Origin of the sequence: Pseudomonas sp. A-B-19, from assembly GCF_019947515.1 — a bacterium.
Taxonomy (GTDB): Bacteria; Pseudomonadota; Gammaproteobacteria; order Pseudomonadales; family Pseudomonadaceae; genus Aquipseudomonas.
In genome coordinates this window covers 277221-299174 of sequence record NZ_JAGYGN010000001.1, presented here as the reverse complement: position 1 = coordinate 299174, position 21954 = coordinate 277221, and the positions used below count along the sequence as shown (strand labels likewise).

Below are 21954 nucleotides of genomic sequence, written 5' to 3'. Positions count from 1 at the left end.
GGGAGCGAGCTTGCTCGCGATGGCGGAGTGTCAGCCAGCATCAATGTTGGATGTGCCTGCCTCATCGCGAGCAAGCTCGCTCCCACAGGGTTTTGTGTACTTGCGCCTAAAACGGCGCAGGGCACTCGAAGCGCAAGCGTTCGCCAGTCTGCGGATGAGTGAAGCTGAGCATGCTGGCGTGCAGGCACAGGCGTGGCCATGCCGCCAGCGCTTGCTCGTGGGCGTAGAGCCCGTCACCCAACAATGGATGGCCAATCGAGAGCATGTGCACACGCAACTGGTGGGAGCGGCCAGTGATAGGTGTCAGCTCAACGCGGCACCAGTCGCCGCAGCGTTCGAGCACGCGCCAGAAGGTCAGCGCATGTTTGCCGAATTCGTGATCGACCACATGCCGTGGCTTGGTCGGCGGGTCGTAGCGCAAGGGCAGGTCGATGCTGCCGCTGTCCAGTTCCGGCTGACCCCAGCACAGGGCGGTGTAGGCCTTTTCGGTTTCCCGGTCGTGAAATTGCCGGGACAGCTCGCGATGGGTATCCGGGTCACGGGCCAGCAGGATGATGCCGGAAGTCTCCCAGTCCAGCCGATGGACGATGCGCGCTTCCGGGTAGCCGTTTTCTTGCAGACGGGTAATCAGGCAGTCCTTGTTGTCATCGGCCCGGCCGGGAACGGAGAGCAACAGGGTCGGTTTGTTCACCACCAGTACGGCGGCGTCCTGATGAATGATGTGGATGTTGGACAACGGCATTAAAACAGCCTCGTAACAAACGCCAACGGCGGCTCAGGCCCTTCAGACCCGCAGGAGCTGCCGCAGGCTGCGATCTTTTGACTTTACTTAAAGAGCAAAATCAGAAGATCGCAGCCTGCGGCAGCTCCTACAAAAGCCTGGAAGGCCTAAGCCGCCGTGGCTCCTGACGAATCGACTCAGCGATCAGGCAGGGTGATGTTGAGTTCCAGAATCGAGCAGCTGCCCTGGGCTTCCAGTGCGACATGCACGTCATCGGACCCGATATTGACGTACTTGCGGATCACCTCGACCAGTTCTTTCTGCAAGGCCGGCAGGTAGTCCGGGGTACTGCGTTGGCCGCGTTCGTGCGCCACGATGATCTGTAGACGCTCTTTCGCTACCGACGCGGTGCTTTGCTTTTTGTTGGCACGAAAGAAGTCAAAAAGGTTCATTGCTTAGTTGCCTCCAAACAGGCGCTCGAAGAATCCCTTCTTCTGTACATCGAGGAATCGATGATCCACGGTCTTGCCCAGCAGGCGGTCAACGGTATCGCTGTAGGCCTGGCCGGCATCGCTCTGGTCGTCGAGAATCACCGGAACGCCCTGGTTGGATGCCTTGAGCACCGCCTGGGATTCAGGGATCACGCCGAGCAGGGCCACCGAAAGGATTTCCTTGACGTCTTCCACGCCGAGCATTTCGCCTTTGCTCACCCGTTCCGGGTGATAACGGGTAATCAGCAGGTGTTCCTTGATCGGGTCTTCGCCACGTTCGGCACGACGGGACTTGCTGGCCAGCAGGCCGAGCATGCGGTCCGAATCTCGTACCGAGGAGACTTCCGGGTTGGTCACGACGATCGCTTCATCGGCGAAGTACATGGCCAGGTGGGCGCCTTTCTCGATGCCCGCCGGGGAGTCGCAGACCACGAACTCAAAGTCTTCCTTGAGTTGCATCAGGACTTTTTCCACGCCTTCGACGGTCAGCGCGTCTTTGTCGCGGGTCTGGCTGGCGGCCAGCACGTAGAGGTTTTCCAGGCGCTTGTCTTTGATCAGGGCCTGTTGCAGGTTGGCTTCGCCGTTGACCACGTTGACGAAGTCATACACCACGCGGCGCTCGCAACCCATGATCAGGTCGAGGTTACGCAAGCCCACGTCGAAGTCGACGATAACTGTTTTGTGGCCGCGCAGAGCGAGGCCGGTACCGATAGCGGCGCTGGTGGTGGTCTTACCCACACCACCCTTGCCGGATGTAACCACGAGAATCTTGGCCAAGGTGTTTCACCCCTAAGGAAAAAGGACTTTTCAGTCCCTGAAAAACATCTCCTGAAAAACTACTGCAGTCGGACAGCCTTGGCTGGAATCCGGATTTGAGCGGCGTTTACCCCCGGTAAACACTGCTTTCGGCCTTTTTCCTACTTCGTTTGAGCCGTTTTCGCTACGTTTTAGAGATGCTTGGAAAATGCGGCAGTATCCGTTAAAGCCGAATGATGTTCAACACGTCGCCGGACAGGCTGACCTGCACACCCGAACCCCATAGAGGGTCGCGGCGCAGGTCTTCGGAAACCTTGTAATGCCCGGCGATGGAAATCAGTTCAGCACTCATTTGCTGACAGAAAATCCGCGCCTTGGTGTCGCCCTTGACGCCGGCCAACACACGACCGCGCATCGGGCCGTATACATGGATGTTGCCATCGGCGAGAAGTTCCGCCCCCGGGCTGACCGAGGAGATCACCACCAGATCGCTGCCCTGGGCATAGATCTGCTGGCCACCACGTACTGGCGAGGTGATGATTTTCGTCGGCTTGATGGTCGGCTCGGGTGTTTTTTCCGGTTTTTTCTTCGGTTCGCCTTCGGTCAGGTCCAGCGGACGCTCCCGGGCGCCGGACGGTGGCAGCACCGGCAGGTCGACAGCGATGGCGGCGGCAATGTCTTCGATACGGCTGGCGCGGATCGCCAGGGTACGCAGGCCATGCTGGCGGCACACGCGCATCAGCCCTGGCAGATCGACCGCGCCTTCGTTGGCCGGGAGTTTGTCCAGGGCCAGTACCAGCGGCGCGTTGCTGAAGAAGTTGGGCGCCTGGGCAACCTTGGCGGCCAGTTGCCGATCAAGGCTTTCGAGGTCGTTACGGGCCAGTTCCAGCACCGTAATGGCCAGCATGCTGCCCTTCAACTGGAACACGGGATCTTGGTCTAGCGGTTCGGTTTGGCTCATGGTCGGCATACAACGACTTGTCACTAAAAGTGCCGAGACTTATAACGAGAACGCCCGCAGGCCGCAAGCCGGGTCGAACGATGTAGAATGCGCGGCCATTGTCATTCCGGAAGCATTAATGGACCGCCCGCGTTTTCGAAAAGCATTTCTATCTCCACGTTTCTGGCCGCTGTGGTGTGGCCTGGGGCTGTTGTGGCTGATTGTCCAGTTGCCGTATCCGGCACTGCTGGGAATCGGCCGTGTACTGGGCGCATTGATGTATCGCGTGGCCGGCGACAGACGGCGCATTGCCAAACGCAACCTGGAACTGTGTTTTCCTGAAAAAACCGCCGCTGAACGCAAGCGCCTGCTCAAGGATAACTTCGCCTCCACCGGCATCGCTTTCTTTGAGATGGCGATGAGCTGGTGGTGGTCGCGCAAGCGCCTGGCCACCCTGGCTCATGTCGAAGGGCTGGAGCATTTGCAAAAGGCCCAGCGCGAAGGCAAGGGCGTGATCCTGATGGCCCTGCATTTCACGACGCTGGAAATCGGCGCGGCGTTGCTTGGTCAGCAGCACACCATCGATGGCATGTACCGCGAGCACAAGAATCCGCTGTTCGACTACATCCAGCGCCGGGGCCGCGAGCGGCACAACCTCGACTCGCTGGCGGTGGAACGCGAAGACGTGCGCGGCATGCTCAAGCTGCTGCGCTCGGGCCGGGCGATCTGGTACGCACCGGATCAGGACTATGGCGCCAAGCAAAGCCTCTTCGTGCCGTTGTTCGGCATTCAGGCTGCGACCGTCACCGCCACGAGCAAGTTTGCGCGGCTGGGCAAGGCGCTGGTGGTGCCGTTCACCCAGGAGCGTCTGGCGGACGGCGGCGGATACCGCCTGGTGATCCATGCGCCGCTAGAAGGTTTCCCCGGCGAAACCGAAGAAGACGACTGCCTGCGCATCAACCAATGGATCGAAAGTGTTCTGCGCAAGCATCCCGAGCAATACCTGTGGGCCCATCGCCGCTTCAAGAGCCGTCCGCCGGGCGAGCCGAAGCTGTACGCCAAACGTGGTTGAATAACCGACACCCTGTAGGAGCGAGCTTGCTCCGGGCGGCGTTCCGACGATGGTAGCCAACGATAACGCGGGGCACCTGACACCCCGCGGCGTTTTCACGACCATCGCGAGCAGGCTCGCTCCTACAAGGGAACAGGTCGAAACAACGAAATCCCATCAAGCACCATGGAGAGTTGTGCATGAGTCCAGGCGAACCGGTTACAGGGTTGATTCTTTCCGGTGGCGGGGCTCGGGCGGCCTATCAGGTCGGGGTGCTGGCGGCTATTGCCGAATTGCTGCCGCCGGGGGCGAGCAACCCGTTTCCGGTGATCGTCGGCACCTCGGCCGGTGCGATCAACGCCGTCAGCCTCGCCAGCGGGGCAATGGACTTTCGTAACGCCATCGAACGCCTGACGGCCTTCTGGCAGGGCTTTCGCAGTCATCTGGTGTTGCGCAGCGACTGGCCCGGGGTAATCCGCCAGGCCAGCCGCTTTGTCAGCCACAGTTTGCTCGGCATTGGTAAGCACATGCCAGTGGCGCTGCTCAACAGTTCTCCGCTGCGCGACTTGCTCAATGAAAAGCTGCATATGGGCGGCATCGCCGAAGCGATCGCACAGCAACAATTGCATGCAGTAGCGGTCACCGCGTTCGGTTATGAGTCCGGCCAGGCCGTCACCTTCTATCAGGGTGGCGGCAAGATCGATGCCTGGTTGCGCCATCGACGCATCGGTGTTCCCACCCAACTGTCCGTTGAACACCTGCTCGCCAGTTCGGCCATTCCGCTGCTGTTCGCCCCGGTGAAAATCGGCGAAGAGTATTTCGGTGATGGCGCGGTGCGTCAGTCGGCGCCGATCAGTCCGGCGCTGCATCTGGGCGCCAGTCGGGTGCTGGTGGTGGGTGTCAGCGGCAACCCCCGCGGCGTCGACCCGCAACAACCCTTGCAGCGCAGCTACACCGGTCAGCAGCCGACCCTGGCGCAGATTGGCGGGCACATGCTCAACAGTACGTTCATTGACAGCCTGGAAAGCGACATCGAGTTGTTGCAGCGCCTGAACCAGTTCAGTCACCTGATGCCTGACGGCACGCCGACCCGCGCTTTGGGCGTGGCGCCGGTGGACGTATTGGTGATTTCGCCGAGCCAGCCGATCGATGAGATTGCCGCGCGACATCGTCAGGAATTGCCGGCGGCACTGCGCCTGTTTCTGCGCGGGCCGGGCGCGACCAAGACCAGCGGGGCAGGGGTGCTGAGCTATCTGTTGTTCGAGGCGGGGTATTGCAGCGAGTTGATTGAGCTGGGGCGGCGCGATGCGTTGGCCAAGCGCGGGGAGTTGTGCCGTTTTCTCGGATTGGCGGAACCTGTGGTTTCGGCTTGAAATAGGCGGTCTGCAGGAGCAGCCGGTCGACGCTCGATTGCTCGCGATGGACGTTAACGATAACGCGTGTTTCCTGATTCAACGCGTTGCCCTGAAGTTCATCGCGAACAAGCTCGCACCTACATGATCAGAAGTGAACCTTGACCAGGAAACTGGTCACACTCTGATCAGTCTTGAAGCCCTGGCTGTCTTCAATCCCGTACTTGTTTTTCCAGTAGTCATACTCGACACCGACGTACAGCTGCTTGGCACCCAGGTTCAGCGCCTTGCCCAGGTCATATTTGACCTGCGGATTGAAGTGCAGGTTGGCGTGGTATTCGCCTTTGCTGTTGACATCGTTGTCGACGACCCAGTCCATGAAGCCGTCGATCAGCACATCCGAGCCACCCACCGGGATGGTGTAGGACCAGACCGGCGAGACCTGCCAGATGTTGTCGCCCGGGCGGTCGCCTTCGGTGTGGCGGTTGTAGAAGTTCAACTGGAAGTAATCGAAGCCCGGGATGGCCAGGTCGAAACCAGGACCGATCAGGTACGACTCGGTATCGTCTTCACCGAACTCGTAGGTCATGGCCAGCAGCACGTCCTTGATCGGGCCTAACTCGAACTTCTGGTCGAAGATCTTGTTGAACGACAGGCGTGGACTGAGCTCGCCGTAATGGCTGTTCTCTCCCGCGAAATGGTCTTCCTTGCCGTTGTAGAAGATCTTGTCGATGAAGAAGAAGTTGTCGCCGTACTTCCAGCCATCGGCGTGTTCGAAGGTCACCGTCTGCTGGATGCGCGGGTTGACCTGGAAGTCCTTGCCATACAGATAGGACAGGCTGTTGTTCTGCCATTGCAGCAAGTCGCCGGCCATGGCCTGACCCCCCGCCAGCAATGATCCTGCCAGCATCAGGCTAGTGCACGTACGTTTCATTCGGTTGCTCCCAAAAAGTAGGTGGTTCCACGTTATTTTTTTAAGGTCGGCGCTCTGGTGTGACGCCTTTTTCTGTAGCGGTAAAAAATCATCCATTTGGTCAGCTTTAGTGCTGTTAGCAATAGCTGGGCCAAGGCTTTCAGAAAGCCAAAAAACTCCCGTTCGGCGGCCCAGGAGCGGTCGATTGAGAGGGGTTTTGGAGTGCCTTGGTGTCTGCCAGAATCGGGGTAAGTTGGCCTTCTGGTCAGGTTTTACATCCGGGCTTTTTTTTAAACCGGATTCGGGCGGCCGCGGAGAATACTGACTCCTCGGCCAGGTCTCAAGTGCTCCACAACGGCGCACCGACGACAGGTTTGAGGCACGGTTGCGAGGCAGCATCAGAAATGCACCTTCACCAGCAGGCCACCACTCAAAAATAAGCTGCTTTGTGTCCGAATCATCTGTTGCTCCCTCTTGTTTTTATTTTTGAGGCGCATGTAGGAGCGAGCTTGCTCGCGATGGGCGTTAACGATTACGCGTGTTATCTGGATAAACGCGGCGTTCTCGGGTTAATCGCGAGCAAGCTCGCTCCTACAGTGGGTTGTGTGGTTACCGGTCAGTGAGCCTGACAGTCGTTGATGGCCGCGCGTTCGGCGCCACCCAGAATGTTGAACAGCAGGTTCAGCGTCAGCGCGCTGAGGGTGGCCATGGCGATGCCGCTGTGGGTGATCGGACTCATCCACACGGGCAGGTGGGCGAAAAATTCCGGACGTACGACCGGGATCAGGCCCATGCCGATACTCACCGCCACCAGCAACTGGTTGCGGCGGTCGCCGATGTCGGCTTCCTGGAGAATCTTGATCCCGGTGGCGGCGACCATGCCGAACATCGCAATCGCTGCGCCGCCCAGTACTGCCGCAGGAATCGACGCCACCAAAAACGCGGCTTTGGGCAGCAGGCTCAGGACGATCAGCAACCCGCCGGCAACGATGGTCACTGAGCGGCAACGCACGCCGGTCATCTGTACCAGGCCGATGTTCTGGGCGAAGGAGGAGTGGGTGAAGGTGTTGAAGAAACCGGCGAAGAACGAAGCGCCGGCATCGCACAGCAAGCCGCGACGCAGCATCCGTGGGCAGACTTCCTGACCGGTGATCTTGCCCAGCGCAAGAAACATCCCGGTGGACTCGACGAAAATGATCACGACCACCAGGCACATCGACAGGATCGGCGCGAGTTCGAATTTCGGCATGCCGAAGTGCAGCGGCGTGACGAATTGCAGCCATGGCGCCTGAGCCATGCCACTGAGGTCGACCATGCCGAGCAGGCCGCAGAGTACATAGCCCAGGCACATGCCGATCAGTACGGAAATGTTGACCCAGAAGCCGCGCATGAAGCGGTGCACCAGCAAGATGGTGCCCAGTACCAGTGCGGCGATGGTCAGGTAGATCGGCGAACCGAATTGAGCGGCGCCAGCACCGCCGCCCGCCCAATTGACGGCCACGGGGAACAGCGATAAACCGATCGAGGTGATGACCGTACCGGTCACCAGCGGCGGGAAGAAACGCACGACCCTGGACATGAACGGTGCGATGAGCATGCCGAAAAAACCGGCGGCGATGGTCGCGCCGAAGATCCCTTGCAGACCGATGCCGGGCATGCCGGCCATGGCGACCATACTGCCGACGGCGGCGAAACTGGCGCCCATCATCACCGGCATGCGAATGCCCATGGGGCCGATGCCGAGGGACTGGACGATGGTGGCAACGCCGGCGACCAGCAGGTCGGCGTTGATCAGGAAGGCGATTTCTTCACGACTCAGGCCAGCGGCCTGTCCGATGATCAGCGGTACCGCGATGGCACCACCGTACATCAGCAGAACATGTTGCAAACCGACCAGGATCAGTTGCAAGAGGGGCAAACGCTGAATGGCGGGTGCGTCGGGGATGCGTGCTGTGGATAGCTCGGACATGCAACACCTCGGATCTTTTTATTCTTTTGATTTTGTGCATCGGGTTGGCCGCGGCGCGGCCGTTCGCTGGCAAGCCAGCTCCTACAGGTTGTGTGAAACCCTGTAGGAGCTGGCTTGCCAGCGAAGCTTTTCAACGATTAATTGGTTTGGGCTCCCTGCACAATCCAGGCACCGATCAGGTCACGTTCCTGCTGGGTCATCTGCGTGATGTTGCCCAGTGGCATGATCTGGCTGGTGACGGCTTGCGCCTGAATCCGCGGTGCGTTCTGGCGGATCTGCTCGGGGGTGTCGAACATCACACCGGCAGGGGCCGTACTGAACAGCGGGCTGGTCGGCTTGGCAGAATGGCAAACCGCGCAACGTTCCTGAATCACGCTGTGCACTTTGTCAAAGCCAGGGCCGGTGTTGGACGCTTGCGCCGGTGCGGCGGCTGGCGTTTCTGCAGGTTTGGCTTCAGCCGGTTTCAAACCGCCGCCCACAGCTGTTTCCGGCAGCGGCTGGTATTCGATCTTCGAGGGTGCCTTGGCCACTTCCGGGCTGTTCAGCGGCGCAGGGCCGGTGACGTAAGCCAGGCTGATCATGCCGACGGCTGCGACTGGAAGAGTCCAGGCAAACTTGTGGCTGTCGTGACGGGTGTTGAAGTAGTGACGCACCAACACCGCCAGTACCGCGATCCCGGCCAGGATCAACCAGTTGTACTGGCTGCCGTAGGTGCTCGGGAAGTGGTTGCTGATCATGATGAACAGCACTGGCAAGGTGAAGTAGTTGTTGTGACGCGAACGCAGCAGGCCTTTGGCCGGCAGCGCCGGATCCGGCGTGCGGTTCTCGGCGATCGCCGCCACCAGTGCGCGTTGCGCCGGCATGATGATGCGGAACACGTTGCCGACCATGATGGTGCCGATGATCGCGCCGACGTGCAGGTATGCCCCCCGACCGCTGAACACTTTGCTGAAGCCGTAGGCCGCGCCGATGATCAGGACGAACAGGATGAAACCCAGCAGGGCAGGGCGTTTACCCAGGGCCGAGTCGCACAGGAAGGAGTAGATGAACCAGCCAATGAACAGCGAGCCGAGACCGATGGCCACGCCTTCAGGACCGCTCAGGGTGCTGCCCGGAGCCAGCAGGTAGAGCGTCGGGTTGGAGTAGAACACCACGCACAGCAGCGCAATACCCGACATCCAGGTGAAGTAGGCTTCCCATTTGAACCAGTGCAGGTTGTCCGGCATGGTCGGTGGTGCCAGTTTGTATTTTTCCAGGTGGTAGATACCGCCACCGTGGATTGCCCACAAATCACCGGCCAGACCGCTTTTCGGGTTGACCCGATTGAGGTTGTTTTCCAGCCATACGAAATAGAACGACGCACCGATCCAGGCCACGCCAGTAATCATGTGCACCCAGCGCACGCTAAGATTCAGCCATTCCAACAGATGTGCTTCCACAGTCTTTACCTCTCGCCTGTCACTCTGTTGTCGAGTGATCAGGCCTTCTCTTATTGGTGGGGGGCGAGGATCAAACACTCATCCTCTTTGAAAAAATGCTCATCGCAGTTATTGCCTGTGCCACTGCGATCAACCACCAGGAAGTCATCCCGCTTTTCGATCGTCAGCACCGGGTGGTGCCAGACGCCGCGATGGTAATTAATGCCCTGCCTGCCGTTGGTGACGAAGGCGCGGACCAAGCCTGATACAGGTTCATCGCCAACTGGCGCGACCACGATCAGAAAGGGGTTGCCGAGCAGCGGAATGAAAGCCTGGCTGCCCAGCGGATGGCGCTCCAGCATGCGGACGGTCAGCGGCATGTCCTGCGCGTCGGCGCGGAAGATGCTGATGATCGCCTTGTCCTCAGGCGTAGCGGTTTGCACCGTCGCCAGTTTATGGAAGCGCATGGTCGAACCGTTGTTGATCATGAAGTGATCGCTGCCGTCGGTTTCGATCACGTCACCGAAAGGGGCGAAGGCTTCTTTGGTCAGCGGTTCAATCGTCAGTGTGCGCATGCTGTTCTTATCCGAATTCTGTGTTGTTGGATCTGACGCTGCTTTTTGTAGGAGCTGGCTTGCCAGCGAAGGCGCCCTCACTGACGCCTTCGCCGGCAAGCCGGCTCCTACAGGCTCAGCATTACTTCGCGACCTTGCCCAGTACGCGCAGGCGGCTCACGCCCCCATCCGGGAACACGTTCAGGCGGATGTGGGTGATCGGGCCCAGTGCCTTGATCTGCTCGGCGAAGGTGTGTTCGGCGTGCATTTCCAGCTTCTGGCTTGGCAGCAGTTCGCGCCAGAACAGCGACTGGGTTTCGATCTGGCTGTCGGTACCGCCCTTCACGAAGGCGCCCTGGATCGAGCAGCTGTCCGGGTAGTTGCCCTTGAAGTGCAGGGTGTCGACGATGACTTTCTCGACTTCACCGGCATGGCCCAGCGCGACGATCACCCAGTCATTGCCCGGGGTACGGCGACGCGCGGTTTCCCAACCGTCGCCCATGTTGATGCCACGGCCCGGGTTGAGGATGTTGCTCATGCGGCCGAAGTGTTCGTCGGAGCAGGCGAGGGCGCGGCCACCGTTGAGAGCTGCGGCCAGGTCGACCTGCTCGTTGTCGCCGATCGCCGACCAGTCGCGGAACGGCACACCGTACACGCGCAGACGGGCCACGCCGCCATCCGGGTAGATGTTGAAGCGCAGGTGGCTGAACGCCTGGTCGTTGTTGATTTCGTGGTAGTGGTGGCTGTTGCCTTGCAGCTCGACGGCGGACAGCACTTCAGTCCACTGGGTGTTTTCATCAGGCTCGCCCGAGGCCAGGAAGCAGGCTTCCAGGGAAGCCGAAGGCGGGAAGTTGCCGGTGAAGAATGAAGTGTCGATGTCGACGCCCTTGATCGAACCTGGCACGCCCAGGCGGATCACTGCGCTGTCGAAGCCTTCGAAGCGCTTGCGGCGCGACTCCCAGCCGTCCATCCACTTGCCGTTGTCATCGAACACGCCCTCCTTCCATACGGCCGGGGTCGGTTGGAACAGACGGTTGGCGTCTGCGAACCAGTCATCGGTGACCGAGATGATTTTGGTACCCAGGCGGGCATCGGCCAGGTTGACGAACTTCTCGAAAGGTACGGCGTAAGCTTTCATTCTTCTTGTCTGCCTTTAAATAAGTGGCTTGGGATGCTTGCAAGGCTCTGGTCGAATTCGGCGCTCATGAATTCGCAGGGCCAGGCTTGCTATAGGGTCAGTAATCGGAACAGGGCGATCTTGTTGATCTGCGCCAGCGCGCATTTGAATTCGGTGTCGACCGAATTGTGGATGCGCGTTTCGAACGCTGCGAGGATCTGATGCCGGTTGCTGCCTTTTACCGCCATGATGAAGGGAAACTTGAACTTGGCTTTGTAGGCGTCGTTCAGCTCGGTGAAGCGCTGGAACTCTTCGGCCGTGCATTGGTGAATACCGGCGCCCGCCTGTTCATTGGTGCTGGCTTCGGTCAACTGGCCCTGGACGGCGGCTTTGCCTGCCAGGTCCGGGTGAGCGTTGATCAGTTCAAGCTGGCTTGCGTGATCGGCGCTCAACAAAATGTCGCTCATGCGCTGGTGCAGGGTCTCGATCTCGTCGATCGAGGCATCCTGGCCCAGGTCGAAGGCCTTCTCGGCCACCCATGGCGAATGCTCGTAGATGTCGGCGAAAGTGGCGACGAAGGCGTCGCGGCTCAGGCTCGAAGGTTTGACGGTTTGAAAGGTGCTCATTTGGCAGCCCCTGTGTACGGGTGGGTTTCTTGCCAGTGGCGCGCGATGTCGACGCGACGGCTGAACCACACCTGTTCATGACTTTTAGCGTATTCGATAAAGCGCTTGAGCGAAGCCAGACGCGCCGGACGGCCGATCAGGCGGCAGTGCAGGCCGATCGACAGCATTTTCGGGGCCTCGGCGCCTTCGGCGTAGAGCACATCGAACGCATCCTTGAGGTATTCAAAGAAGTCGTCGCCCTTGTTGAAACCCTGGACCTGGGTGAAGCGCATGTCGTTGGTGTCCAGGGTGTACGGGATCACCAGGTGCGGCTTGCCGGTCGGGTTGTTCGGCTCCCAGTAGGGCAGGTCGTCGTCGTAGGTGTCGCAGTCGTAGAGGAAACCGCCTTCTTCCATCACCAGGCGGCGGGTGTTCGGGCCGGTGCGGCCGGTGTACCAGCCCAGTGGGCGTTCGCCGGTGATTTCGGTGAGGATGCGGATCGCTTCGAGCATGTGCTCGCGTTCCTGGGCTTCGTCCATGTACTGGTAGTCGATCCAGCGATAGCCGTGGCTGCAGATCTCGTGGCCGGCATCGACCATGGCACGGATCACGTCCGGGTGACGCTGGGCGGCCATGGCCACGGCGAAGATGGTCAGCGGAATGTCGAATTCCTTGAACAGCTTGAGGATCCGCCACACGCCGGCACGGCTGCCATACTCGTAGAGGGACTCCATGCTCATGTTGCGCGCGCCTTGCAGCGGCTGGGCGGAAACCATTTCCGAGAGGAACGCTTCGGATTCTTTGTCGCCGTGCAGGATATTGCGCTCGCCGCCTTCTTCGTAATTGAGCACGAACGACAGGGCAATGCGGGCATTGCCCGGCCAGTGTGGGTGAGGAGGGTTACTGCCGTAACCGACCAGGTCGCGTGGATAGTCAGCGCTCACTGCAGGCTTCCTTCTTGTTCGATGATGACGGTTGGTGTGACGTAGCTGAAGATTGGATGGCAGGCTGGCGTCACAGCGATGAGATGATTGTATACAACTTTATATTCAATTTGTAAGCCCGAATTTTCGCATTTTTCACCGACTGTCATCTTTTACTGCTATTGGCGTGAGCCTGCAAGAAATCTGCCTGACTGGTCAGTAATTTGCTGAAGGGTTCATAGGCTGTGCGGTTTGGTGGGGAGTCGGCGTTAAATGTACGGATGGCGAGAGTAACGCGAAAAATGTCATTTTTATTGTGTACAATTTTTTTGAAAAATGTCTTAATCAATCGCTCGCCGCAGCTTTTCGTGCTCCGAATCGGTGCGGTCTCCTTTCAACTGACTTCGGGAGGCGCGAAGTCTGACTGCTCCACGCAGGCAGGCGCGCAGAATCAATGGGACGTTTGACTACACACGTTTTGGACGCAGCACACGGCTGCCCGGGCAGCTCGATCAAGGTCGAGTTGTACCGCGTTGAAGGATCGCAGCTGGAATTGGTCGCCAGCGCGATAACCAACGGCGATGGCCGTGTCGATGCACCGCTGCTGCAAGGCGATGACTACCGCACCGGGGTCTATCAGGTTCAGTTTCATGCCGGCGATTACTACCGCGCCCGTGGCGTCAAGCTGCCGGAACCGGCTTTTCTGGATGTCGTGGTGCTGCGTTTCGGCATTTCTGCCGAGCAGGATCACTACCATGTGCCGTTGTTGATTTCGCCTTACAGCTACTCCACCTATCGCGGCAGCTGATCCCCCAGGCAACTGCCGCACCCTGGAAGCGACTGCGCATATAGCTTCTTTGGTCTTTCGCCCGCTCACACTGCGGGCTTTTTTTCGTCTGGAGAAATATGGCGCCTGTGCTGACGCCTTCGCTGGCAAGCCAGCTCCTACAGTAGAATGCGTTCGAATGTAGGAGCTGGCTTGCCAGCGAAGCTCCTAGCGGCTCAGCAGGGAAGCAGCACCCGCCCCACTGAACAACCCGGCACTGATCCGGTTGAACCAGCTCTGCCCCTTGCCGCTGCGCAGATACCGCGCCGCGCCATGGGCGCTGAGGCCATAGGCCAATTTGCACAGCAGGTCGAGCACGGTCCAGGTCGCAATCATCACCAACAGTTGAGGCAGGAACGGCTGTTCGGCACTCAAGAACTGCGGCAGGAAAGCGGCGAAGAACAGAATGTCTTTCGGATTGCTCGCGCCGAGCATGAAGGCGCGGCCGAACAGTGCGCGAAAACGGGGCACTGGCGCCGCCTGTGGCACTTCGGCGCCATGGGAAGGCTGACGCGATTGCTGCCAGCTCTGCCAGGCAAGGTAGAACAGGTACAGTGCGCCCAGCATCTTCAGGGCGCTGAATAGCTGTTCGGACGCCAGCAACAACGCACCCAGCCCCAGCGCCGAAGCACTCAGCAGGCAAATCGAGGCCGATACGCCGCCAAGAAAGGCCGGGTAAGAGCGGTGCAGGCCGTAATTCAGACTGTTGCTGATCATCAGCAACGACAGCGGCCCCGGGATCAGGATCACTATCAGCGCAGCGCCGCTGAACAGCAGCCAGGTTTCCAGACTCATCACTTTCCTCCATTTGCACAAAAGCCCCACCCGACGGGGTGAGGCTGTTTTCAAGCGGGTCCCGCGTAAGGTTTACAGGAAGATGAACTTGGCGATGAAGATCGCGCAGAGCACCCACAGGCTTACGGAAATTTCCTTGTACTTGCCGGTACCGGCCTTCAACGCCACGTAGGTGATGAAGCCCAGTGCGATGCCGTCGGCGACCGAGAAGGTCAACGGCATCATGATGGCGGTGACGATTGCCGGGATGCTGTCGGTCGCTTCGTCCCATTCGATGTGGGCCATGCCGCCCATCATCAGCATTGCTACGTAAATCAGCGCACCAGCGGTCGCATAGGCAGGGATCATGCCGGCCAGCGGTGCGAAGAACATGGCTGCAATAAATAGCACACCTACGGTCACTGCGGTAAGACCAGTCCGACCACCCGCTGCTACGCCGGCAGCACTTTCCACGTAGCTGGTGACCGGTGGAACACCCACCACCGCACCGAATACGCTGGAAGCACTGTCGGCTTTCATGGCGCGGGAGAGGTTTTCGATCTTGCCGTCAGCGCCCACCAGGTTGGCACGCTGGGCAACGCCCATCAGGGTGCCGGCGGTGTCGAACATGTGTACGAAGAGGAACGCCAGGACCACGCTGATCATGCTGACGTTGAACACGCCGGCGACGTTCATGGCCATAAAGGTAGGGGCCAGGCTTGGCGGGGCCGACATGATGCCCTCGTAGTGCACCAGCCCAAGGCCCCAACCGGCCAGGGTAACGGTGATGATGCTGATGAGGATCGCGCCGAACACCTTGTGGTAGCTGAGGATGGCGATCATCAGGAAGCACACGGCGGCGAGCAGCGGGCCGGGTTCGCGCAGGGAGCCGAGCTTGATCAGGGTGGCCGGGCTATCGACGACGATACCTGCGGTTTTCAAACCGATCAGCCCCAGGAACAAGCCAACACCAGCGCCCATGGCGAAGCGCAGGCTGACCGGGATGCTGTTGAGCAACCATTCGCGGATCCGCGAGAAGGTCAGGATCATGAACAATACACCGGAAACGAACACCGCACCGAGGGCAGTTTCCCAGTTGTAGCCCATGGTGCCGACTACGGTGTAGGTGAAGAACGCGTTCAGGCCCATGCCCGGCGCCAGGCCGACTGGCCAGTTGGCGTAGAGGCCCATCAACAGGCAACCGAGTGCGGCGGCGATGCAGGTGGCGACGAATGCCGCGCCGTGATCGATCCCGGCGTCGGCCATGATGTTGGGGTTAACGAAAATGATGTAAGCCATGGTGATGAAGGTTGTCAGACCGGCAATCAGCTCGGTCTTCACCGTGGTGCCGTGTAAGCTGAGTTTGAACAGACGCTCCAGCAAGCCATTGCGTAATGGCGGCGAGAGATCCAGCGTCGATGCTTCGGATTTGCGGCTTTCCACAGCGAGTACTCCTCAAGAGTTTTATTTTTATTTCCAGGGCCGGATCCGAGAGGGGTGGCAGCGGCCCTTTGAGGTGCTTGCGAATTTGTTGACCTGTTGGTCAGGAACTCGCACGAAGTGGATTATGCTTTTGTATACAAAGAAAGCAAATAATGTTTTTGGTTTTGTTTACGAAAAGTTTGGCTTTCGGGATATATCGCCTGTTCCGACGATGGCGTCGGAACAGTCACAAAAAATCCGTCGAGCAGAACGCTCAGTCTGCGAGCACCTGGCTTTTCCCCAACGCCAGATTCACCGCCAGCCACCCATTCACCGCCGTCTCCCCGGCCTCGGCAAACACCCGCTCCAGCAATTTCACCTGCTCGCGCCGCAGTGCCTGTTCAAACCGCGCACCTTCCGCCGTCAGCTCCAGCAGACGTTTGCGCTTGTCAGTCTCGGACGCGACGCTCTCCACCAGATGCATCTCCAACAATTGCCGCAACGGCATGTTCAGCGCCTGCTTGCTCACGCCGAGCAACGCCAACAGCTCCTTGACGCTCAGGTTCGGATAGCGGGCGATGAAAAACACGATGCGTTGATGCACCCGACTCAGGCCGCGACGTTCGAGCATTTCATCGGCCTTGGCGGTGAAGGCCTGGTAGCCGAAGAAAAACGCTTCCATGGCTTGCTGCTGGGAAAGCGGGTTTTTAAGGTCAAGCATATTGACGTATCCGTTCGGAGAGGCGTAATTTCGGTCAATAAGTTTGACTCATTTTCCACATGCCTCGCTACCGGTGATCCCCATGGCTTTTTCCGAATGTGTCTCACGCCTTAAAAGTTCTTTGATCCGTGAAATCCTCGCCGCGGCCCAGCGTCCGCAGATGATGTCGTTTGCCGGCGGTTTGCCGGCAGAAGCCATGCTGCCGAAGCTCGATTGGGCCCGGATGCCGGTGTCCATCGGCCAATACGGCATGAGCGAAGGCGAGCCGGCGTTGCGTGAAGCGTTGGCCGCCGAGGCGCGAGCGTTGGGAGTGCCATGTGAGGCAAGCCAGGTAGTGGTGGTCAGCGGCTCACAGCAGACCCTCGACCTGGCCGCCAAGCTGTACATCGACAAGGGCACTGAAATCCTGCTCGAAGCACCGACTTATCTGGCGGCGCTACAGATTTTCCAGCTGTTCGGCGCTGATTGCCTGACCGTGCCGCTGGAGGCTGATGGGTTGAACCTGGCGCAGCTGCGCGCTCGCCTGGAACAACACCGTCCGGCCTTCATCTACCTGATCCCGACTTTCCAGAATCCATCGGCGGTGCGTTACAGCGAGGCCAAGCGCGACGCGGTAGCGGCGTTGCTCGATGAGTTCGGCGTGACGCTGATTGAAGACGAGCCTTACCGCGAGCTGACCTTCGACGGTGGCAGCGCCACGCCGATCGTCAGTCGCTTGAAGAAGGCCAGCTGGATCTACACCGGCACCGTGTCGAAAACCCTGTTACCGGGATTGCGTGTCGGCTACTTGATCGCCAGCCCGGACCTGTTTCCCCATCTGTTGAAACTCAAGCAATCGGCGGACTTGCACACCAATCGGGTCGGCCAGTGGCAGGCGCTGCAATGGATCGGCAGTGAAAAGTACCGGCAACACCGCAGTGAGTTGCGTGACTTTTACCGCGGGCGTCGGGATGCGTTTCAGTTGGCACTGAACACTCATTTCCTGGATCTGGCGGACTGGAATGTGCCGCAGGGCGGGCTGTTTTTCTGGTTGAAACTCAAGCAGCCGCAAGACACCCGAACCTTGCTGAACGCCGCGTTGGCCAATGACGTGGCGTTCATGCCGGGCGAGCCGTTCTTCCCCGAGCCGGATAACCATCCGGGGTATTTGCGGTTGAACTTCAGCCACATTGATCCGGCGCGGCTGGATGAGGGGTTGAGGCGGTTGGCGGCGGTGGTGCGACAGGCCCTTGCAGCGAATGCGGCCTGAAAACAAAAACAAATAAACCGGCTCGAGGGCCGGTTTATTTTTGCCTGGAGTTTGCGGTGTCTGTGCGGGCCTCTTCGCTGGCAAGCCAGCTCCTACGGGCCTACTGCCATCCCTTGTAGGAGCTGGCTTGCCAGCGAAGGCGTCAATCAGAACACCACAAATAAATCAGGCTGCCGAAAAACGCTTATCCAGATAATCAATGATCACCTTGGACTCATACATCCAGGTGGTCTGGCCATTCTCCTCAATGCGCAGGCACGGCACCTTGATCTTGCCGCCTTGCTCCAGCAAGGTCTGGCGATCCTGTTCGTTGTTCTTCGCATCGCGAAGGGCCACTGGCACATTCAGGCGGCGCAGGGTGCGGCGGGTCTTCACGCAGAACGGGCAGGCGTGGAATTGATACAGGGTCAGACCCTTGGCGGCGGATTCGACCTGGGCCTGAGCGGCGGCAGGGCGCTTTTTCTTGCTTGGACGAGTAATGAAGTCGATGAAAATGATCAGTTGGCCAAGGCCGACACGAAGCGCTTTTACGAACACGTTGAAAGCCTCACGGTGCAAACGAAGAAGGGCGCGCAGCTTACCTGATTTTTCACGGACGAAAAAAACCGGCGATGAGTGCCGGTTTTCTTCGTGCCGCGAATTACTTGATGAGGCTGAGGAATTCGCTGCGGGTGGCGGCGTTCTCGCGGAACTCACCGAGCATCACCGAGGTGATCATCGACGAATTCTGCTTTTCCACACCACGCATCATCATGCACATGTGCTTGGCCTCGATCACCACCGCAACGCCCAGGGCTCCGGTGACCTGCTGGACCGCGTCAGCGATCTGGCGGCTGAGGTTTTCCTGGATCTGCAGGCGACGGGCGTACATGTCGACGATCCGCGCCACCTTCGACAGCCCCAGGACCTTGCCGCTCGGGATGTAGGCGACGTGAGCCTTGCCGATGAACGGCAGCAGGTGGTGTTCGCACAACGAGTACAACTCGATGTCCTTGACCAGCACCATTTCGCTGTTGTCGGAGCTGAACAGGGCACCGTTGGTGACCTCTTCCAGTGTCTGTTCATAGCCGCGGCAGAGGTACTGCATGGCTTTGGCGGCACGCTTGGGCGTGTCGAGCAGGCCCTCGCGGGAGACGTCCTCGCCCAGTTGGCCAAGGATCGCGGTGTAATTCTGTTCCAGGGACATGAAACTACCTGTGGGATTTTACGCAAAGGGCAAGGGTACGGTGGCGGACACGACGCTGCAAGCGTGGCGCAACAGCTTTACTCGTCGCGACCTTCCATCATGGTGCGTTTGAGCATCACATAAACGGCGCCCGCACCGCCGTGTCTGGCCTGGCAGGAGGTGAAACCGAGCACCTGTGGATGCTGGCGCAGCCAGGTATTGACGTGGCTTTTGATCATCGGCCGCTTGCCGTCCAGGCGTACCGCCTTGCCATGGGTGACGCGTACGCAGCGGATTTCGAATCGGGTGGCTTCGGCGAGGAACGCCCAAAGGGTTTCCCGGGCCTTTTCCACGCTCATGCCGTGCAGGTCGAGGCTGCCTTCGAACGGTATCTGTCCGATCTTGAGCTTGCGCATCTGGCTTTCCTGCACGCCGTCACGCGCCCACATCAACTCGTCTTCAGGGCCGACGTCGATGACGAACTGGTCGGACAGCCCGTCTACGGTGGTGGATTCGGTGCGCACGGTGGCCGCTTGGCGCAGCATGGCGATCTGCGCGCGGTCAGCCTTGGGTTTGCCGGTTTCGGCGCGATCGTGCCTGATTGGCTTGACGCCTTGGATCGCGCTTTTGAACAGGGAAAAATCGTTGTCTTGCATGTCAGCCTCCGCGAAGGGCGGCCAGTTTACCCAACTCGAAGCAAATCAGGAGCGACAAAAACGCGCACGACACTTGGCTCAGTCGTGTTTTTTCATCAGGTGCGGCGACATGGCCAGTTCCCGCGACTGCCGCGAGCGACGACGGCAACGGCGCCACAGCCAGACACCGAGGTACAGCACGAACAGGCCGATGACCAGGATCACGGCAGCACCGGTGCGGCTGGTGTTCAACTCACCCAGGGCGGGTGCGTGGCCGAACAGACTGGCGGCACCGGCCATGGCGAGCAGCACGCCGCACATCGCCAGCAATGCCGCGAACGTCACGCCAATTCGAAAACGCCAGTTGCTTTGGCCTTTGGGCCGCAAGCGCCGGGCGTCAAAACCATCGGATAACTTCATTCCGACCTTCCTCAATGGGTATCGGCCCTTCGACCGGGAGTTGACCGGGATGTTCCTGAGGCTAAGACAATTATGGCAGTTGAGAGGCTTTTGCGGATGAGCGGCATTACAGGCCGCTCATTGAGCGTCGATCAGATCAGTTCACGGGTCAGCGCGAGGGTGGCGAAGTTGTCGCCCATGATCGCCATTTCCGTCTGATGAACGTGTTCGGCACTGAGCACGCCGCCCTTGTAAGGCAGGTCGCGGGTGGCGCAGGCGTCTTCAATGAGTGTGCAGCGAAAGCCAAGGTTCTTCGCTGCGCGTACGGTGGTGCTGACGCTGGAGTGACTCATGAAACCGCAGACGATCAGGTCGAGGGCGCCGAGGTCTTCCAGGCGTTTGGCCAGTTCGGTGCCGTGGAACGCGCTTGGCAGCAATTTACCGATGACGGTTTCGTCACCCTGCGGCTCCAGGCCCGGAATGAATTCACCACCGACGCCTTGCGGGTTGAACATTCCGCCGAGGGTGCCGAGATGACGGACATGCACGATCGGCCGGCCGGCGGCACGGGCAGCGGCGAGCAATTGCTTGATGTTCGCGACGGCCTCATCCATGCCGCAGAGGGCCAGTGGCCCGCTCAAATATTCTTTCTGGGCATCGATGATGATAAGGGTCGCATGGCTCAGTTTGGCTGCCGGATAACCGCGGCCGCTGAGTTGAAACATCGTTTTTGGAACGGACATTCTGGGGCTCCTTGGAGTGGGGCTTTTGCGACATTGTCCTCTGGCTGAGCGGTTCTGTGAATCGCTACGATCGTAGGTGCCGTCGTTGCTGGCCTGTAGCCTTGTCAATAGTCGCGTTTTCTTCAATAGCCTGGCGAAAAAACGGATAACTCCTACATTTGAATCGGTAATTTCCCGCGTCGTCGTGACGCCGTTTGACTGGTAGAATCGCCCGTCGATTTTTCTGGAGTTTGCCGTCGTGATCACTTCCCGCCTTCGCACCCTGCGTGACCATATCCGTTGGGCCGTCAGCCGCTTCCATGGGGAGGATCTGTTTTTTGGCCACGGCACCGACAATGCCTGGGACGAAGCCCGGCAATTGGTGTTGGGTGCGCTGCACCTGCCATGGGAAATCGCCGACAGCTACCTCGACTGCAATCTGGAAGAAGACGAAGTGGTTCACCTGCAGCTTTTGCTCAAGCGCCGCATCGAAGAGCGGGTGCCTACGGCGTATCTGTTGGGCGAGGCCTGGTTCTGCGGCATGTCGTTCATCGTCGATGAGCGCGTGCTGATCCCGCGTTCCCCTATCGGTGAGTTGATCGAAAACCGTTTTACCCCGTGGCTGGCTAACGAGCCGGCGCGAATTCTCGACCTGTGCACCGGTTCCGGTTGCATCGGCATCGCTTGTGCCTACGAGTTCCAGCATGCCGAGGTGGTGTTGGCGGACCTGTCGTTCGAAGCGCTGGAAGTGGCTAACCAGAACATTGAGCGCCATGGTGTCGATGAGCGTGTATACACGGTCCAGGGCGACGGTTTCGAGGGTTTGCCGGGGCAACGTTTCGACCTGATCGTGTCGAACCCGCCCTACGTCGATGCGGAAGATTTCGCCGACATGCCGGACGAATACCAACACGAGCCGGAACTGGGCCTGGCCTGCGGTGATGACGGTTTGAACCTGGTGCGGCGCATGCTCGCCGAAGCGGCGGATCATCTGACCGAGAAGGGCTTGCTGATAGTCGAGGTGGGCAACAGCCAGGTGCACGTCGAGGCGTTGTACCCGGAAGTCGACTTCGCCTGGCTGGAGTTCGAGCGTGGTGGGCATGGTGTGTTCATGCTGAGTGCGCAGCAGTGCCGGGAGCATCAGGCGTTGTTCGCTTCCCGCGTTTAAGACTCATCACTGTGGCGGGACAGCTCTTGTGGCGAGGGAGCTTGCTCCCGCTCGACCGCGAAG

25 protein-coding genes are annotated in these 21954 nt (G+C 59.5%); 5 read left to right on the top strand and 20 right to left on the bottom strand.

The genetic code is table 11. The annotated features are described in order from the left end of the window. Positions 1-106: 106 nt before the first annotated feature. The 4 genes from KGA81_RS01245 to minC form a co-directional block, all read right to left on the bottom strand. On the bottom strand, positions 107-742 hold the full coding sequence (locus KGA81_RS01245; RefSeq protein WP_090324073.1) for an RluA family pseudouridine synthase: 636 nt from the start codon (positions 740-742) through the stop codon (positions 107-109). Positions 743-918: 176 nt separating this feature from the next. Then, the gene (gene minE, locus KGA81_RS01240) at positions 919-1173 is read right to left on the bottom strand and encodes a cell division topological specificity factor MinE (protein ID WP_218431299.1); all 255 of its coding nucleotides are present in this window, start codon (positions 1171-1173) and stop codon (positions 919-921) included. A gap of 3 nt (positions 1174-1176) precedes the next feature. After that, a complete protein-coding gene (gene minD, locus KGA81_RS01235; RefSeq protein WP_060541535.1) occupies positions 1177-1989 on the bottom strand; it encodes a septum site-determining protein MinD in 813 nt (270 codons plus the stop codon). A 202-nt stretch (positions 1990-2191) separates the two neighbouring features. Continuing rightward, on the bottom strand, positions 2192-2929 hold the full coding sequence (minC, locus tag KGA81_RS01230) for a septum site-determining protein MinC (protein ID WP_223544228.1): 738 nt from the start codon (positions 2927-2929) through the stop codon (positions 2192-2194). A 118-nt stretch (positions 2930-3047) separates the two neighbouring features. On the opposite strand from minC, the gene KGA81_RS01225 reads away from it, so the two are divergent. Then, positions 3048-3980: a lipid A biosynthesis lauroyl acyltransferase gene (locus tag KGA81_RS01225; RefSeq protein ID WP_223544227.1), complete on the top strand. Its 933-nt coding sequence runs from the start codon at positions 3048-3050 to the stop codon at positions 3978-3980. A gap of 179 nt (positions 3981-4159) precedes the next feature. After that, positions 4160-5332 carry a patatin-like phospholipase family protein gene (locus tag KGA81_RS01220; RefSeq protein ID WP_223544226.1) on the top strand — a complete coding sequence of 391 codons (1173 nt, stop codon included), beginning with the start codon at positions 4160-4162 and terminating at the stop codon, positions 5330-5332. 127 nt (positions 5333-5459) lie between these two features. Here the strand turns inward: KGA81_RS01220 and KGA81_RS01215 are convergent, their stop codons facing one another. The 8 genes from KGA81_RS01215 to KGA81_RS01180 form a co-directional block, all read right to left on the bottom strand. Continuing rightward, a complete protein-coding gene (locus tag KGA81_RS01215) occupies positions 5460-6245 on the bottom strand; it encodes an outer membrane protein OmpK (protein ID WP_223544225.1) in 786 nt (261 codons plus the stop codon). Between the two features lie 595 nt (positions 6246-6840). Then, positions 6841-8193, bottom strand: coding sequence for a nucleobase:cation symporter-2 family protein (locus tag KGA81_RS01210; RefSeq protein WP_223544224.1), 1353 nt, complete (start codon positions 8191-8193; stop codon positions 6841-6843). Positions 8194-8330: 137 nt separating this feature from the next. Continuing rightward, entirely contained in the window at positions 8331-9632 is a 1302-nt protein-coding gene (locus KGA81_RS01205) for a urate hydroxylase PuuD (protein WP_223544223.1), read from the bottom strand. Between the two features lie 50 nt (positions 9633-9682). Then, on the bottom strand, positions 9683-10186 hold the full coding sequence (locus KGA81_RS01200; RefSeq protein WP_223544370.1) for an ureidoglycolate lyase: 504 nt from the start codon (positions 10184-10186) through the stop codon (positions 9683-9685). Positions 10187-10307: 121 nt separating this feature from the next. Next, the gene (gene alc, locus KGA81_RS01195) at positions 10308-11303 is read right to left on the bottom strand and encodes an allantoicase (protein WP_007988149.1); all 996 of its coding nucleotides are present in this window, start codon (positions 11301-11303) and stop codon (positions 10308-10310) included. Positions 11304-11392: 89 nt separating this feature from the next. After that, positions 11393-11908 carry a 2-oxo-4-hydroxy-4-carboxy-5-ureidoimidazoline decarboxylase gene (gene uraD, locus KGA81_RS01190; RefSeq protein ID WP_223544222.1) on the bottom strand — a complete coding sequence of 172 codons (516 nt, stop codon included), beginning with the start codon at positions 11906-11908 and terminating at the stop codon, positions 11393-11395. After that, on the bottom strand, positions 11905-12831 hold the full coding sequence (gene puuE, locus KGA81_RS01185) for an allantoinase PuuE (protein WP_108218982.1): 927 nt from the start codon (positions 12829-12831) through the stop codon (positions 11905-11907). Before puuE ends, uraD begins: the two co-directional genes overlap by 4 nt. Further along, positions 12828-12980 carry a hypothetical protein gene (locus KGA81_RS01180; protein WP_223544221.1) on the bottom strand — a complete coding sequence of 51 codons (153 nt, stop codon included), beginning with the start codon at positions 12978-12980 and terminating at the stop codon, positions 12828-12830. Before KGA81_RS01180 ends, puuE begins: the two co-directional genes overlap by 4 nt. 284 nt (positions 12981-13264) lie before the next feature. Here KGA81_RS01180 and uraH point away from each other — a divergent pair, with 284 nt between their 5' ends. Next, the gene (gene uraH, locus KGA81_RS01175) at positions 13265-13618 is read left to right on the top strand and encodes a hydroxyisourate hydrolase (RefSeq protein WP_223544220.1); all 354 of its coding nucleotides are present in this window, start codon (positions 13265-13267) and stop codon (positions 13616-13618) included. A gap of 186 nt (positions 13619-13804) precedes the next feature. On the opposite strand, the gene KGA81_RS01170 is transcribed toward uraH, so the two are convergent. The 3 genes from KGA81_RS01170 to KGA81_RS01160 form a co-directional block, all read right to left on the bottom strand. After that, positions 13805-14431, bottom strand: coding sequence for a LysE family translocator (locus tag KGA81_RS01170; RefSeq protein ID WP_223544219.1), 627 nt, complete (start codon positions 14429-14431; stop codon positions 13805-13807). A 72-nt stretch (positions 14432-14503) separates the two neighbouring features. Next, complete coding sequence (locus KGA81_RS01165) at positions 14504-15853, bottom strand: NCS2 family permease (RefSeq protein ID WP_223544218.1); 1350 nt, start codon at positions 15851-15853, stop codon at positions 14504-14506. Between the two features lie 253 nt (positions 15854-16106). Beyond that, the gene (locus KGA81_RS01160; RefSeq protein ID WP_223544217.1) at positions 16107-16553 is read right to left on the bottom strand and encodes a MarR family winged helix-turn-helix transcriptional regulator; all 447 of its coding nucleotides are present in this window, start codon (positions 16551-16553) and stop codon (positions 16107-16109) included. Between the two features lie 82 nt (positions 16554-16635). Here KGA81_RS01160 and KGA81_RS01155 point away from each other — a divergent pair, with 82 nt between their 5' ends. Further along, entirely contained in the window at positions 16636-17802 is a 1167-nt protein-coding gene (locus KGA81_RS01155; protein ID WP_223544216.1) for a PLP-dependent aminotransferase family protein, read from the top strand. A gap of 165 nt (positions 17803-17967) precedes the next feature. On the opposite strand, the gene KGA81_RS01150 is transcribed toward KGA81_RS01155, so the two are convergent. The 5 genes from KGA81_RS01150 to KGA81_RS01130 form a co-directional block, all read right to left on the bottom strand. Next, positions 17968-18339, bottom strand: a complete 372-nt coding sequence (locus KGA81_RS01150) for a glutathione S-transferase N-terminal domain-containing protein (RefSeq protein WP_223544215.1) — start codon at positions 18337-18339, stop codon at positions 17968-17970. A gap of 103 nt (positions 18340-18442) precedes the next feature. Then, a complete protein-coding gene (gene folE, locus KGA81_RS01145; RefSeq protein ID WP_003204506.1) occupies positions 18443-18988 on the bottom strand; it encodes a GTP cyclohydrolase I FolE in 546 nt (181 codons plus the stop codon). Positions 18989-19065: 77 nt separating this feature from the next. Further along, positions 19066-19623: a Smr/MutS family protein gene (locus KGA81_RS01140; protein WP_223544214.1), complete on the bottom strand. Its 558-nt coding sequence runs from the start codon at positions 19621-19623 to the stop codon at positions 19066-19068. Between the two features lie 78 nt (positions 19624-19701). Beyond that, positions 19702-20022: a hypothetical protein gene (locus tag KGA81_RS01135; RefSeq protein ID WP_223529480.1), complete on the bottom strand. Its 321-nt coding sequence runs from the start codon at positions 20020-20022 to the stop codon at positions 19702-19704. 131 nt (positions 20023-20153) lie between these two features. Continuing rightward, positions 20154-20744, bottom strand: coding sequence for a cysteine hydrolase family protein (locus KGA81_RS01130; protein WP_223544213.1), 591 nt, complete (start codon positions 20742-20744; stop codon positions 20154-20156). A gap of 238 nt (positions 20745-20982) precedes the next feature. Here KGA81_RS01130 and prmB point away from each other — a divergent pair, with 238 nt between their 5' ends. Beyond that, positions 20983-21891, top strand: coding sequence for a 50S ribosomal protein L3 N(5)-glutamine methyltransferase (gene prmB, locus KGA81_RS01125; protein WP_007974906.1), 909 nt, complete (start codon positions 20983-20985; stop codon positions 21889-21891). Positions 21892-21954: the final 63 nt, after the last annotated feature.

Excerpts from the sequence above, each read along its gene's own strand:
- KGA81_RS01245 (WP_090324073.1), bottom strand. The coding sequence starts at position 742 with ATGCCGTTGTCCAACATCCACATCATTCATCAGGACGCCGCCGTACTG.
- minE (WP_218431299.1), bottom strand. The coding sequence starts at position 1,173 with ATGAACCTTTTTGACTTCTTTCGTGCCAACAAAAAGCAAAGCACCGCG.
- minC (WP_223544228.1), bottom strand. The coding sequence starts at position 2,929 with ATGAGCCAAACCGAACCGCTAGACCAAGATCCCGTGTTCCAGTTGAAG.
- KGA81_RS01225 (WP_223544227.1), top strand. The coding sequence starts at position 3,048 with ATGGACCGCCCGCGTTTTCGAAAAGCATTTCTATCTCCACGTTTCTGG.
- KGA81_RS01220 (WP_223544226.1), top strand. The coding sequence starts at position 4,160 with ATGAGTCCAGGCGAACCGGTTACAGGGTTGATTCTTTCCGGTGGCGGG.
- KGA81_RS01215 (WP_223544225.1), bottom strand. The coding sequence starts at position 6,245 with ATGAAACGTACGTGCACTAGCCTGATGCTGGCAGGATCATTGCTGGCG.
- KGA81_RS01210 (WP_223544224.1), bottom strand. The coding sequence starts at position 8,193 with ATGTCCGAGCTATCCACAGCACGCATCCCCGACGCACCCGCCATTCAG.
- KGA81_RS01200 (WP_223544370.1), bottom strand. The coding sequence starts at position 10,186 with ATGCGCACACTGACGATTGAACCGCTGACCAAAGAAGCCTTCGCCCCT.
- alc (WP_007988149.1), bottom strand. The coding sequence starts at position 11,303 with ATGAAAGCTTACGCCGTACCTTTCGAGAAGTTCGTCAACCTGGCCGAT.
- uraD (WP_223544222.1), bottom strand. The coding sequence starts at position 11,908 with ATGAGCACCTTTCAAACCGTCAAACCTTCGAGCCTGAGCCGCGACGCC.
- KGA81_RS01180 (WP_223544221.1), bottom strand. The coding sequence starts at position 12,980 with ATGACAGTCGGTGAAAAATGCGAAAATTCGGGCTTACAAATTGAATAT.
- uraH (WP_223544220.1), top strand. The coding sequence starts at position 13,265 with ATGGGACGTTTGACTACACACGTTTTGGACGCAGCACACGGCTGCCCG.
- KGA81_RS01170 (WP_223544219.1), bottom strand. The coding sequence starts at position 14,431 with ATGAGTCTGGAAACCTGGCTGCTGTTCAGCGGCGCTGCGCTGATAGTG.
- KGA81_RS01160 (WP_223544217.1), bottom strand. The coding sequence starts at position 16,553 with ATGCTTGACCTTAAAAACCCGCTTTCCCAGCAGCAAGCCATGGAAGCG.
- KGA81_RS01155 (WP_223544216.1), top strand. The coding sequence starts at position 16,636 with ATGGCTTTTTCCGAATGTGTCTCACGCCTTAAAAGTTCTTTGATCCGT.
- folE (WP_003204506.1), bottom strand. The coding sequence starts at position 18,988 with ATGTCCCTGGAACAGAATTACACCGCGATCCTTGGCCAACTGGGCGAG.
- KGA81_RS01140 (WP_223544214.1), bottom strand. The coding sequence starts at position 19,623 with ATGCAAGACAACGATTTTTCCCTGTTCAAAAGCGCGATCCAAGGCGTC.
- KGA81_RS01135 (WP_223529480.1), bottom strand. The coding sequence starts at position 20,022 with ATGAAGTTATCCGATGGTTTTGACGCCCGGCGCTTGCGGCCCAAAGGC.
- KGA81_RS01130 (WP_223544213.1), bottom strand. The coding sequence starts at position 20,744 with ATGTCCGTTCCAAAAACGATGTTTCAACTCAGCGGCCGCGGTTATCCG.